Origin of the sequence: Romboutsia sp. 1001713B170207_170306_H8, assembly GCF_015550495.1 — a bacterium.
Classification (GTDB): domain Bacteria; phylum Bacillota; class Clostridia; order Peptostreptococcales; family Peptostreptococcaceae; genus Romboutsia_E.
The window spans coordinates 23162-36939 of the sequence record NZ_JADNAX010000015.1; the positions used below are offsets into that span (position 1 = coordinate 23162).

Genomic DNA, 13778 nt, shown 5'->3' on the forward strand with positions numbered 1-13778 from the left:
TATTTGAAAGGATACATATGATTACTAAACTATGTGCAAGATGTAAAGTAACAATACAGTATCCTCAAACATACTGTGATCGCTGTAAAGAGATAGTAGATAAAGATAAGGAAGAAGCTAAAGTTAAGTATAGCAAAGCAGCCAATAGTAGATATAATAAAAAACGAGATCCTAAGTATGTTAGGTTCTATAACTCTATGGAGTGGAAGATACTATCTAAGAAGTACTTGCAGGATAAGAAGTATAAGTGTGAGGACTGTGGAGCTATAGCTAGTGAAGTACATCATATCAAAGCTATACAAACAGAAGAAGGATGGCTATTAAGATTAGACTATAATAATCTTCGTTGTCAGTGCCTAGAGTGTCATAACAAGAAGCATAATAGGTTTAAAAGAAGAAAAAAATAACCAAAAGCCATATCAATATGACCTATTTAAAGCCGTGTGTACATATTAAAGGTATAAATACATTAAGGATAAAATAAAACCTCTTAGAATGGCTCACATGGGTAGGGGTGGGTTAAATTCTATGAATGGTTTTGGGGATAACGATACAAGGGGAGGTTTTTATACAAAAAACTCCCCACGGAGAAATTCAAAAATAACTGGGAGGTGATTATGGTGGCTGGTCAAAGACAACCTATTGAATTAGTGGTGGCTAAAGGTAAGAAACATCTTACAAAAGCAGAAATTGAAGCTAGAAAAAATTCTGAAATAAAAGCTAAATCTGATAAAATAAAGCCACCAAAAAACCTAACAAAAGAAGAGAAAAAAGAGTTCAAAAAGATAGCAAATGAATTAGTTGAGTTAGATATAATGTCTAATCTAGATTGTAATTCCTTAGGAATGTATATAAGATCATATAGTAATTATATAAAAGTTTCTGAATCATTAATAAATATGGACCCAATTAAAGATTATGATACTTATAATAAATTATCTATATTAGAAGATAGATATACAAAACAATGCAGGAGTCATGCTATAGATTTAGGATTAACAATATCTAGTAGATGTAAATTAGTTATTCCTAAACCTCCAGAAGAACCTAAAAAAAATAAATTTGCTAAATTTGGTGGGACATAATGAGAGATAGAGTAACAGAATATGCAAAGAAGGTTGTTAGTGGAGAAGTAAAAGCTGGAGAGTTACATATTCTTGCATGTAAAAGACATTTGAATGATTTAAGAAGGCAAAATACAAATGAATTTCCTTATTACTGGTCTGTAGAACATGCAAATAGAATAATAGATTATGCTGAAACACTAACGATTGCAGAAGGTTCAGATCCAAAACCAGTTAAATTGTTAGATTGTCAGGCATTTGATTTAGCAGTTCCATTTGGATGGTTTAAAATAAATGGTAATAGAAGATTTAGACGTAAATATAAATCTATGGCAAGACAAAACGGTAAAACATTTGAAAATGGTATAGCTGGTACATATGTAGCAGGGTTTAGTGGTTATAGATTTGGTAAGTTATTTACAGTTGCTACAAAAAAAAGACAAGCAAGGCTTGCTTGGGAAGAGATGGCTAAGTTTATAACTATAGATGAGGACTTAAATGAATTGTTTAAAGTTCAGGACTATAAATCTTTAATAACTGCATTAGAAACAGATTGTACAATTGAAGCATTATCCAAAGAAGCAGGGTTAGATGATGGGTTTAGATCTATATATAGTTCGATAGATGAATTACATCAACATAGAGATAATAAAATTTATAAGGCTATATACAATGGTACTAGATCATTAAAAGAAACTTTAGTTAGTATGATAACTACTAGAGGTGATAAATTAAATAGTTTCTGTAAAGAAATGGATGATTACTGTATAAAAATCCTTCAAGGCTTAACTGTCGCGGAGGATTTTTTTGTTGATATATATTGTTTAGATAAAAATGATGATATATGGGATGAAAGGAATTGGATAAAAGCAAATCCTTTTTTAGCATCAACAGAAGAAGGCCTTGAAACATTGAGAACAGACGCACAAACTGCTAAAGATATGGGAGGCTCTGATTTAAGGGACTTTTTAGTTAAATGTCTTAATATGTGGGTGCAAAATACAGATGATCAATTTATAAATGTAGATAAATGGAAAGAATGTGGAACTGATAGAACTCTAGAAAACTTTAGAGGTAGAGAGTGTTGGGTAGGACTAGACTTGTCAAGTGGAGGAGACTTAACTACATTAGCTCTTGAATTTGAAGATAATTATGAAAATAGTTACTTATATTCACATTCATTTATGCCAAGAGGTAGGCTAGAAGAACATGTAGAAACAGATTTAGCACCATATGATTTATGGGAAGAGATGGGGCTATTAACTGTAACAGGAGGAAGTTCAGATTATAAAAATGATTATAAATTTATAATTAATCATTTAAAAAGAATAAAAGAAGAATATAATTTAAAATTCATGGGGATAGGAGTAGACCCTCATAATGCAGATGGTATTCTTTCTGATTTAGAGGAGTTTGGATGTCCAGTATTATTGGTTACTCAATCAGCTAAATTTTTAAATGATGCTACTGTAGATATGCAATTAGCTGTAAAAAGTGGAAAAGTTGAGTATGATAGGCGAAATGAGCTATTAACATGGAGTTTTACTAATGCTAAAACAGTTAAAAACTCATTTGGAGAAATAAAAGTAGATAAAGAACCTAGGGCGAAATTTAAACGTATAGACCCAGTTGATGCATGCATAGATGCTAGAACAGTGAAAATGAAATTTAAAACTAAAGAAGTTGTTAATGTTGAGACAGAACTTGATAAGTACTTAGCCAAAATGGGATGGAAAAAATAATTTGAGAGGAGGTGAATACAATGAAAATTACTAAAAGATTTAAGAATGCCTATAAAGCATTTAAAAATAATTCAACAAGTATAGAGCTAGACCATCTTTTAGACTTTTTAGGGCTAAAAGGTGTAAATAAAGAGGATTTAAGTGAAGCTACATATTTTGCATGTCTTAAAGTTCTTAGTGAGTCAATAGGTAAACTTCCGTTGAAATTATTAAAATATACTGATAAAAATGGTGTTACGGCTGCTAGAGATCATCCATTGTATAGCATTTTAAAAGAAAGACCTAATCCATATATGACTGCAAGTACTTTTTGGAGTACAGTTGAGTATAATAGGAATCACTTTGGAAATGCTTATGTCTTAATAGATGGAGCAGGGAAAGATACCAAGTTATGGATTTTAGATTATAGAAAAATGCAAATTTGGTATGATGATGCTATGTTATTAGGTGAAAATCCTGATGTTTATTATTTATATTCAAGTGGATCTAAGTTTTATAAATTTGGTTCAGAAGAGATACTTCATTTTAAAACTAGTCATACATTTGATGGCATTACAGGTGTTTCAGTAAGAAAACAACTGAAAACAAGTATACAAGGCAATTTAAAATCACAAGAATTACTTAATAAAATGTACGAGAATGGATTTACAGCTAAAGCAGTAGTTCAATATACAGGCTCGTTAAATGATGAAAATGTAAAAACATTCATATCTGGCATAGAGGATTATGCAACAGGTAAATTAGAAAATGAAGGTATAAAAAATATAATACCTATGCCACTTGGAGCGACGCTTACACCTCTAAATGTAAAGTTAGCTGATAACCAATTCATAGAAGTGAAACAGTATAGCGCACTTCAAATCGCTAGTGCGTTTGGTATTAAACCTTATCAAATAGGAGATTATACAAAATCAAGTTATGCTAGTGCAGAAGCTCAACAATTAAGTTTTTACGTTGATACATTACTATATATACTTAAGCAATATGAAGAAGAAATAACTTACAAATTACTAAGTAAATATGAATTAGATCAAGGATTCCATTTCAAGTTTAATATATCAGTTATATTAAGAGCAGATTTAAAAACTCAAATAGAGACATTAAGTAATGCTGTTAGTAATTTTATATATACACCAAATGAAGCTAGAGCCTTATTAGATCTAGAAAGTAAAGAAGGTGGAGATAAGTTGCTAGGAAATGGAGCTAGTATACCTGTTAATTTAGCAGGAATACAGTATCAGAAAGGAGATAATACAAATGGATGATGAAAAAATAGAAAAAGATTTTATTTTTAAAGCAGCAAATGTGGAAACTTGTGAAGTTACAGAAGAAGATCTAAAGAAAATAAATAAGTTTACACTCTCTCCAGTTACTGCAGAGGAAGTATATGTATTTAAAACTGTAGTAGGAGATAATGAGTTAGACGATAGAAACTTTGAACCATTTAATTTAAATGCATTAAAAGATTTAAAGGAATTATATATTGGTAAAACTGTCATAAAAGATCATAGAAGAAGTGCAGATAATCAAGTTGCAAGGATTTTTGATACAGAATTAATTCAGGATGCTTCAAAATTAACAGGAGCAGGAGAAATCTATACTAAATTAGTAACAAAGCAATATATGATAAAAACTTCAAAGAATGAAAACTTAATAGCAGAAATTAAAGGTGGAATAAAAAAAGAAGTATCTACTGGTTGTAAGGCAAAACATGCTTATTGTAGCATTTGCGGGACCGATAATGTAACAACTTATTGCAATCATTATTGGGGTAAAGAGTATAACACGGTAGAAGGTAAAAAAATATGTTATTTTACTTTAGATGGTGCAAAAGAAGCATATGAGTTATCTTTAGTTGCAGTTCCAGCACAACCAAGAGCTGGTACAACTAAGAACTATGGGGCTAAAGTTAAGGATTTTATTAATGAAAGTGAAAAAAATAATGAAATAAACAAAGAATCTGAACTTAAGTTAAGACTTAAAGCATTAGATTCTTTTTTATTTATAAAAAAATAATATGGAGGAATAATTATGAATAAGAAAATGAGAGAAATATTTGCCAAAATGGATCAAAAAATATTAATGGCCAAAGGTTTTATGGAAGATGGAGAAAATAAAGATTTAGCAAAGGCAGAAAGTTTATTAAATGAGGCTGATGAATTACAAAAAGAGTTTGATTTAGAAAAAAAGATATATGAAGCAGAAAAGTCTAAAAATACACCGACAAATGATGATTTAGAAAAAGCTAAATCTGATAAAAACAAAGAAGATGAATTAAAGAATTTTGCAAAAGCATTAAGAAGTTTTATTACTGGTAAAGGATTGGTAGAAAGTGTAGATGCTAATGGTGGTTACACAGTACCTGTAGATGTGTCTACTAAAGTAGAGTACTATAAGGATGTTGATTATTCTTTATTACAAGACATAGACGTTGAAAAAGTAACTACTAATAAAGGATCAAGAACCTATCAAAAGAAAGGAGAAGTAGATACTTTTGTTGATATAGATGAAAATGGCGAAATAACAGAAGAAATAGAAGCACCTACTTTTGAAAGATTAAACTATACTATACAAGATAGAGCTGGATTTATGCCGGTATCAAATGACTTAATAAATGATAGTGATTCTAATATTATAGATATAGTATCGCAGTGGCTAGGGAGAGCGGATGTTGCAACGTCTAATAAAAAAATATTAGAATTAGTTGCTACTAAAGATGAAGTAGACTTAAAGAACCTTGATGGCATTAAAAAAGCGCTTAATGTTACATTAGGGCAAGCTTATAAGAATGGAGCTAAAATATATACTAACGATGATGGTTTAAATTATTTGGATACATTAAAAGATACTACTGGTCGCCCTTTATTAAACCCAGATCCAACTGCACCATCACAAATGCAATTAAGATGCGGAACTACTGTATTAAATATTAAAGTATTACCTAATAAGGTATTTCCAACTAACACACAAAAAGTACCATTTATAATTGGTAATTTATTTGATTATGTAAAAAAGTTTGATCGCCAATCTATGAGTATAATGGCATCTAATGTAGCAACTTTAGGTTCATTTAATGCATATGCTAAGAACATGACCTTACTAAGAGCCATAATAAGAGATGATTATAAAGTTAAGGATAAAGATTCGATTGTAAATGGATATATAACTATCGCTGAGTAGGTATAAACTATGATTACTATTGAAGACATAAAAGATTATCTTGGTATAGATTACGAGGATTTAGCTATAATAACTAGACTAAAACATCTAAAAAGAGTAGCTGAACTGTATTTAGAGGGTGCTTTAGGTATAGATTATCCTAAAGAAGATGAAAGAGTTAAAGAAATAGCATTAATTATAATTGAAGATCTCTATGATAATCATAGTCTTAACGATAAGGTAAGCGGAAATGTAAGAAGATTAATTAATGATTTTTCTTTACAAATAAAGTGTGAAATGAAGCGAAAGAAGGTTTAAAATGGTTTATAATAGACCAATTATAATACAAAAACTCAATGAAGATACTGAGGAGTGGAGCGATTATTTAAGGCTCCGCTCTTTTGTTAATAAATCAAAAGGATCTGAGTATTTATCATCAGGATCTATACAATATTCACAAGAACTTGTATTTAATGTTAGATACTGTACGCCATTAAAACTGATAACATTGAATACACAACAATACAGGATAGTGTTTGAAGGTGTTATATATGATATAGAAGATTATGATGATTATATGTTAAAGCATAGGAATGTGAAACTTTTAGGAATTGGAAGATATGAGTAAATGTAATTTAAATAACCTAGCTGATACTATATACAAAGAACTTAAAAACTATAGCGAAGATGTAACAGAAAGTGTAAAAAAAATTACCGAAGAAGTTGCAAGTGACTTGGTAAAAAGAACTAAGGAGGATGCAAAGATAGGAAGAAGAAAAGGTAAATACAAAAAAGCTATAGCCAGTAAAACTAAATATGAAAATAAATATAAAAAAATAAAAGTTTGGTATGTTAAACAACCCGAATATAGATTAGCACATCTTCTTAATAATGGTCATAGAACTAAAAATGGCGGTTTTGTAAAAGGAGATAATCATATAACTAAAAATGAAAAAATAGCAGTTAAAGAATTAGAATCAAAAATAGAAGAGGTGGTTAAGAGTGGATATTAAAGAAGTTATCGCAAATGAAACTGGTATAAAAACTAGAGAAATTCGATTCTTAACACCACCAGGACATCCATATATTATATTCAATGATGAAAACTATTGTTATGGTTCAGATAATAATAAAGCTCTTATTATTAATCATACAGTATCTCTTGAGTTATATACTAAGACAATAAATCAAGATGAGTCTTCAGATAAAGTTGAGAAGTTAATATTAGACACATTCTGTACAGATTATAGAAGGCGTAGAGAGTGGATTGAGAGTGAAGAACATTATTTAACTGTATATGATTTTGAATTCCCAGAAAAGAAAAGGAGATAAATATGAAAGACAAGATAACATTAGGAAGTGGACACTTATATTATAAAGAATTCACAGGAACAATCCCAGAAAATGAAACTATAGAAACTGATGAAAATAGACTTGGATATATAAGTGGAGGAGCTACATTAGAGTACAAACCTACTTTTTATGAAGCTAAAGATGATTTAGGTATAGTTGTTAAAACTATACTCACAGAAGAGGAAGCTATATTAAAGAGTGGAATAATGACATTCAATGGGAAAACATTAGCGGTATTATGCGAAACTGGTAGGGTTTCAGAGGATACATCTAAACATATAAGGACTGTTAAAATTGGTGGAACTGGAAATGCAAATGGTAAATCTTATGTAATTCACTTTGTACATAAAGATCCAGTTGATGGAGACATAAGAGTTACTATAGTAGGTAAAAATCAAGCTGGTTTTTCATTAGCATTCGCGAAAGATAAAGAAACTGTAATTGATGCTGAATTTAAAGCGTTGCCGCAGGATAGTGAGGGAACATTAATAAAATATCAAGAGTTTGATAGTACAATAACAGACTAGAGATAAAAGAGGGATATCCCTCTTTTATTTTATTTTAGGAGGAATTTATGAGCAGTATAGATTTTAATTTAAGAGAAAAAAAGTATTTAACTATAACACTTAATAATGAAAAAAAGACAACTATTATGGTTCTAAGCCCTAGTAAAAAAGTAATGAATAAGTTGGTTAGAATAAAAGATTTAATTGGCAATGAATCTAAAGATATATCTGAAGATGAACAAATAAATCTTTTATATGAAACTTGCTCCATAGTAATGAGTAGAAATAAAGGTGGAATAACTATAGAAAAAGAGTTATTAGAAGAAATATTTGATATAGATGATGTTCAGTTTTTCTTAAATAAATATATGGAATTTGTAGGTTCTAGAATCAAAGGAAAAAACTAAAAATCCCTTATTATCCAATTGATGATAATAGGGGATTTAATTATGATATCACAACATTTTGGGAACATATGGTTTCTGAATATACCGGTTTAAATATGCTAGAGGTAGAAGAGTTAGATTATATAGATTATTTACAATATAGAAGAGATGCATTTATATATAAACAGTCTCAAACTGAGCGCGGTGTAGAGTATTTGGAGAATGCTTTTAGATTAGAACAAACAAAGCCAGATAGACAGAAGTTAAAACAATTTTTATAGAAAGGAGGAATAGTATGGCCAAAGGAATTAAAGGAATTACAGTTGAAATTGGAGGAGATACGGCGCCTTTAGATAAAGCGCTAGGAGATGTAAATAAAAGAAGTAGGTCTTTACAAGTTGAATTAAGGCAGGTTGAAAAGTTACTTAAATTAGATCCTACAAATACAGAATTATTAGCACAGAAACAAGAACTTTTAGGAAAATCTATTAATTCAACAGAAGAAAAGTTAAATGCACTTAAGGCTGCTCAAATTCAGGTTCAAGCTCAATTTGAAAAAGGAGATATTGGAGAAGAACAATATAGAGAATTCCAAAGAGAACTTATAAAAACAGAGCAAGAATTAAATAACATTAAAGGATCATATCAAGTAGCAACTCGTAATTTAGAAGAATTCGGAGATAATAATGGAGTTGCTAAAGAAGAAGCTGAGAGACTTTCAAGAGCTGTTGAAGAACAAAATAGAGCATTAGCAGCAGAGAAAGAAGCTTTAAATCAAGCAGAAAAAGAACAAAAAGAACATGCAGAGGCAGTTAAAAAGGCTACTGAAGAACTAGAAAAGCAAAAAGATGAACTGGTAGATTCAGCTAAAGTTATAGGTGCAGGAATTCTAGCAGTTGGAACGGCAACTGCTACTGGAGCAGGGTATGCTTTAAAGTTATCTACGGAATTTGATAAAGCATTTAATACGCTAATAACTAGAACTGGTGCTAGTAAAGATGAGTTTGATAGTCTCAATACTTCAATGGAAAATATATATAAGAATAATTTTGGTGAATCTATTGAAGATGTAGCTCAAAGTATGGCTACTGTAAAAACAAGCACAAATTTAGCTGGAAAAGAACTTGAAAGAGCTACAGAGAATGCATTATTACTAAGAGATACATTTGAGTTTGAAGTAAATGAATCAACTAGAGCAGCTAAGATGTTGATGGATCAATTTGGGTTATCTTCAGATGAAGCTTACAATCTTATAGCACAAGGTGCTCAGATGGGATTAGATAAAAATGGAGATTTACTTGATACTATAAATGAATATTCAGTACACTTTGAACAAGCTGGATATAGTGCAGAAGAGATGTTTAACTCTCTAAAAAATGGTACAGATGCAGGTACATTTTCTGTTGATAAACTAGGTGATGCAGTTAAAGAATTTGGGATAAGAATGAAAGATGGTTCTGCAAATGATGCAATTAAAGCACTAGGTTTAAATGTTGATGACGTTACTAAACGATTCGCACAAGGAGGAGAAACTGCTGCAGATGCAATGGGTGAAGTTACAGATGCATTGTTTACTTTAGAGGATCCTTTAAAACAAAATGAATTAGGTGTAGCTCTTTTTGGAACAATGTTCGAGGACCTTGGAACTAAAGGTGTAGAAGCACTAATGTACATAGGTGGAGAAGCAGATAGAGCATCGAATACCCTAGAAACTATTAATAGCCAAAAATATGATGATATAGGGTCAGCACTTGCCGGACTTGGACGGACATTAAATACTGATGTTATAGAACCTCTTGGGGAGGAACTGCAACCTGTTGTAGAGGAAGCTATAAGCTATGTGCAAGATAACGCTCCAACTATAAAAGATATTCTATCGGGTATAGCGGATGCAATCGGCGACATAGTATCATTTATAGTAAACAATGGACCTACGATAGCAGGTATACTTGGTGGTTTAGTGTCTTCATTTATGATATTAAAAGGTATACTTATAGCCGAAAATTTATTTAATTTTGCTAAAGGTATAAAAGAGCTCGAAGGTGGGCTAACACTTGCAAATGTAGCAACCAAATTATTTAATAGTACTTGGTTAGCGAATCCTATGGTATGGGTAGGAGCAGCAATAGCTGGGGTTGTAGCTGGACTTATAGTACTATGGAATACAAATGAAGATTTTAGGAACACTGTAATAGCTGCATGGGAGAGTATAAAGCAAGCAGCATCTGATTGTTGGGGAGCTATATGTAATTTTTTTATAGAAACTATACCTAATGCATGGAATACATGTGTTACTTTCATTCAAGGAATCCCAAGTTGGTTTAGTAATTTATGGACACTGACAATGGATACATTTAATCAATGGGGGACTAATGTAAGTACTTTTTTTACAACTACAATACCTCAATGGATTTCTAATATAGTAAATTGGTTTAACGAACTACCTTATAAGATTGGATTTGCATTAGGAACGGCATTAGCTAATATAGTTAACTGGGGGTTTAATACTTGGTCCTATTTAACTACAAATGTACCTATATGGATAAATGGCGTGTCAACATGGTTCTCACAACTTCCTGGTAAAATTTGGAGCTGGTTGTCTAATGCAATTCAAAAAGTAATTAGTTGGGGAACTCAAACCTACAATAATGCTATGAACTATGCTAATAATGCTATAAATGGTATTATTAGTTATTTCAGTCAATTACCCGGAAGACTATGGACTTGGTTAAGCAATGCTATTCAAAAAATAGTACAGATGGGTTCAGACATGGTTAATAGAGGTAAAACAGCAGCAAGTAATACTGTAACCGCTATAGCTAATGGTTTTACTAGCTTACCAGGTAAAATGCTTAATATAGGAAAATCGGCAGTTGAAGGTATTTGGAAGGGTATAACTAGTATGACTGGTTGGATAAAAGATAAAATAAGTGGTTTTTGCTCTGGTATAGTAAGTGGTTTTAAATCTGCTTTAAAAATTAACTCTCCTGCAAAAGTTATGTATCCTGTTGGTGGTGGAATTGTTGAAGGTATAGATGTTGGGGCAGATAATGAAATGCCTAATTTAACTAGAAATATAAAGGATAATATAGATGATTTAGTAAATGATGTGTCTGAAGTTGATCCTTCGGTAGTACAGACAATTTCAAGAAGTAATGATTCTTTAAAATTAATTGATAGTTCATCTATAGATTATGATAAGTTAACAAGCTCATTTATAAGAGCTATAAAAACTATAGATTTTAATTTTAATGTAGATGGCAGAAATTTAACTAGAACAATTGCTAAATATCAAGATGAGTTCAAAAACTATAGTTATAGAAAACCTCTAACTGATTAGTTTGAAAGGAGTGTATATGAGTAGAGATACAATTATATTTAATAATATAAGTAGTAAAACTGACTTGAATATAACTGTTCTTGAAGGACCTCCTACTGAAGTTAATCAAGAACAATATGAAGAAATATATATTGAGGGTAGATCTGGAAGTTTAATATACAATAAAGGTACTTATCCTGATATAAAAAAGACTTTTAAAGTTACGATTCTTGAATACAAACCTCAAGAAATATATAAATATGAAGACGAAATATATAAATGGTTATTTTGCATAGAAGATAATAAGTTAATATATGATAGGAATGATAGATGTTATAAAGTTAAAAAGGTAATTTTAGAAGATATCTATACTAGTATGAAAGATTTAGGTAATTTTAATATTACATTTTTATGTGAGCCATTTAAGTATTTAACTATTGAGAATACTATAGAGTTAACAAATCCACAAAATATTAATTACTTAGGAACTGCTATAGGTGAATGTAATATAAAAATACATGGAAATGGTAATATTCAGCTTACTATAAATGATGATACAGTTCAAATTAACAATGTTAATGAGTATGTAGAATTAGATAGTAAGCTTTTATTATGTCTAAATAAAGATAAAACAAGTAAGTCTAGAGATATGATAGGTCATTTCCCTATTCTAACAAGAGGATCTAATGAAGTTAGTTGGATAGGTGATGTAAGTAAGGTAGAAATATTACCAAGAACAGCATACAAATAGGAGGAGCTATGAATAAAAAGTTAGTAAAAATATGTGTATTTGATAAAAATAGCACTCCTAGTGCTGTTATAACTGGTAATGGAGATGAAATTTTAGATAATATATGCATTTCGGCTATATCTGATGAAGTTTTAAAAACTGGTGAGTATTATTTAGATGCAGTGTTTTTAATAGATGAAGATGGACTACATAATTCTATAAATGAAGAAGCAATTTTAAAGGTTCAATTGGATTATGGCAATGAATATTTTAGAATTGCTAAAGTCTTAAAAACTAGTAGAGATATAACTGTATTTGCTAGACAAATAACCATCTCTGAAACATTAGATATGTGGATTGAAGATGTAAGGCCTGAAAATCAAAATGGACAAGGTGCTATTAGCTGGATTAAAGATAACTCTATAGGTAAGAAGGATATTAATGTATATTCAGATATTCAAAGTACTTCTACTTCTTACTATATGGATATGAGTATGTATGAAGCTTTACATACAAGTGATAACTCTTTCTTAGAAAGATGGGGAGGAGAAGTACAACGTAGAGGATACAATTTATATATTAATAATCGTATAGGAACACATAGAGGGGTTCAAATACGAAATAACAAAAATTTAACTGGTTTTGAAGCTAGTACTAATATAGATAACATAGTAACAAGAATAAAACCAAAAGGATACGATGGAATAACTATTCCAGGATTTGTAGATAGTCCTCTTATTAATAAATATAGCTCTATAAAAACTAAAGAAATTAAGTATGAGGATGTAAAAGTTAAATCAGAAAATAATGATGAAGGTTTTAATACTTTAGAGGAAGCTCAAGCAGAATTAATTAAAAGAGCGAAATTAGAATTTACTCAAAATCATATTGATGAGTTAAGAGGAGAATATAGAGTTAATTTTGTACAGCTGGAACAAACTGAAGAATATAAAAATTATGTTGCTGCTGAGAGAGTATTAATAGGTGATGATGTTGATGTATATGAAGAAAAGTTAGGTATTGATATTACTGTAAGAGCAATAAGAAAACAATATGATATTCTAAGACAAAAGGTAATAGAAGTTGAATTATCTAATAATACAGAAAATAAAAAGTCTCCGACTATAAATCAAGTTTTGAACAAGATAGAAGAAGTAAAAGAAAATAATAAATGGTTTGAAGAAGCTATAAATAATGCAACAGATCTTATTGAAAATGGACTTAAAGATAGTTATGTAGTTCATAGAAAAAATGAAATATTAATAATGGATACAACTGATATTAATACAGCAACTAAGGTTTGGAGATGGAATTCAGGCGGATTAGCTCATAGTAGTACTGGTTACTATGGTAAATATTCTACGGCTATAACTCAAGATGGTGGAATAGTTGCCACTATGATAAGTTCCGGAATATTAAATGCTAATTTGCTTAAAACAGGGGTTATTAGAAATCATAATAATGACTTTGAAATAAATTTAGATGATGGAACTATAAAGATAAAAAATAATAATTTCAA

At 30.2% G+C, this 13778-nt stretch carries 16 protein-coding genes; all 16 read left to right on the top strand.

Annotated elements, in window-relative coordinates; genetic code table 11:
- The first annotated feature begins 17 nt into the window (after nt 1–17).
- A complete protein-coding gene (locus tag I2A66_RS15775) occupies nt 18–407 on the top strand; it encodes an HNH endonuclease (protein WP_147516490.1) in 390 nt (129 codons plus the stop codon).
- A 210-nt stretch (nt 408–617) separates the two neighbouring features.
- Nucleotides 618–1085 carry a phage terminase small subunit P27 family gene (locus tag I2A66_RS15780; protein ID WP_207734797.1) on the top strand — a complete coding sequence of 156 codons (468 nt, stop codon included), beginning with the start codon at nt 618–620 and terminating at the stop codon, nt 1083–1085.
- Nucleotides 1085–2806, top strand: a complete 1722-nt coding sequence (locus I2A66_RS15785; protein ID WP_195251980.1) for a terminase large subunit — start codon at nt 1085–1087, stop codon at nt 2804–2806. Before I2A66_RS15780 ends, I2A66_RS15785 begins: the two co-directional genes overlap by 1 nt.
- A gap of 20 nt (nt 2807–2826) precedes the next feature.
- Nucleotides 2827–4071 carry a phage portal protein gene (locus I2A66_RS15790; protein WP_195251981.1) on the top strand — a complete coding sequence of 415 codons (1245 nt, stop codon included), beginning with the start codon at nt 2827–2829 and terminating at the stop codon, nt 4069–4071.
- Entirely contained in the window at nt 4064–4822 is a 759-nt protein-coding gene (locus I2A66_RS15795) for a hypothetical protein (RefSeq protein WP_195251982.1), read from the top strand. The genes I2A66_RS15790 and I2A66_RS15795 overlap by 8 nt, the downstream gene beginning before the upstream one ends.
- A gap of 15 nt (nt 4823–4837) precedes the next feature.
- A complete protein-coding gene (locus I2A66_RS15800; protein WP_195251983.1) occupies nt 4838–5986 on the top strand; it encodes a phage major capsid protein in 1149 nt (382 codons plus the stop codon).
- A gap of 9 nt (nt 5987–5995) precedes the next feature.
- Nucleotides 5996–6283, top strand: a complete 288-nt coding sequence (locus I2A66_RS15805; protein WP_195251984.1) for a head-tail connector protein — start codon at nt 5996–5998, stop codon at nt 6281–6283.
- Nucleotide 6284: 1 nt separating this feature from the next.
- The gene (locus I2A66_RS15810) at nt 6285–6593 is read left to right on the top strand and encodes a phage head closure protein (protein ID WP_147516485.1); all 309 of its coding nucleotides are present in this window, start codon (nt 6285–6287) and stop codon (nt 6591–6593) included.
- On the top strand, nt 6586–6978 hold the full coding sequence (locus tag I2A66_RS15815; RefSeq protein WP_147516484.1) for an HK97 gp10 family phage protein: 393 nt from the start codon (nt 6586–6588) through the stop codon (nt 6976–6978). Before I2A66_RS15810 ends, I2A66_RS15815 begins: the two co-directional genes overlap by 8 nt.
- Entirely contained in the window at nt 6968–7297 is a 330-nt protein-coding gene (locus I2A66_RS15820) for a hypothetical protein (RefSeq protein ID WP_147516483.1), read from the top strand. The genes I2A66_RS15815 and I2A66_RS15820 overlap by 11 nt, the downstream gene beginning before the upstream one ends.
- A 2-nt stretch (nt 7298–7299) precedes the next feature.
- Nucleotides 7300–7845: a hypothetical protein gene (locus I2A66_RS15825; protein WP_147516482.1), complete on the top strand. Its 546-nt coding sequence runs from the start codon at nt 7300–7302 to the stop codon at nt 7843–7845.
- A gap of 47 nt (nt 7846–7892) precedes the next feature.
- Nucleotides 7893–8231 carry a hypothetical protein gene (locus I2A66_RS15830; RefSeq protein ID WP_147516481.1) on the top strand — a complete coding sequence of 113 codons (339 nt, stop codon included), beginning with the start codon at nt 7893–7895 and terminating at the stop codon, nt 8229–8231.
- Nucleotides 8232–8299: 68 nt separating this feature from the next.
- Nucleotides 8300–8491, top strand: coding sequence for a hypothetical protein (locus I2A66_RS15835; protein WP_207734798.1), 192 nt, complete (start codon nt 8300–8302; stop codon nt 8489–8491).
- Between the two features lie 14 nt (nt 8492–8505).
- The gene (locus tag I2A66_RS15840; RefSeq protein WP_147516479.1) at nt 8506–11550 is read left to right on the top strand and encodes a phage tail tape measure protein; all 3045 of its coding nucleotides are present in this window, start codon (nt 8506–8508) and stop codon (nt 11548–11550) included.
- A 16-nt stretch (nt 11551–11566) separates the two neighbouring features.
- A complete protein-coding gene (locus I2A66_RS15845) occupies nt 11567–12280 on the top strand; it encodes a distal tail protein Dit (RefSeq protein ID WP_147516478.1) in 714 nt (237 codons plus the stop codon).
- 8 nt (nt 12281–12288) lie between these two features.
- Nucleotides 12289–13778 (top strand): phage tail spike protein (locus I2A66_RS15850; RefSeq protein ID WP_195251985.1); only part of this gene is annotated, 1490 nt, incomplete at its 3' end.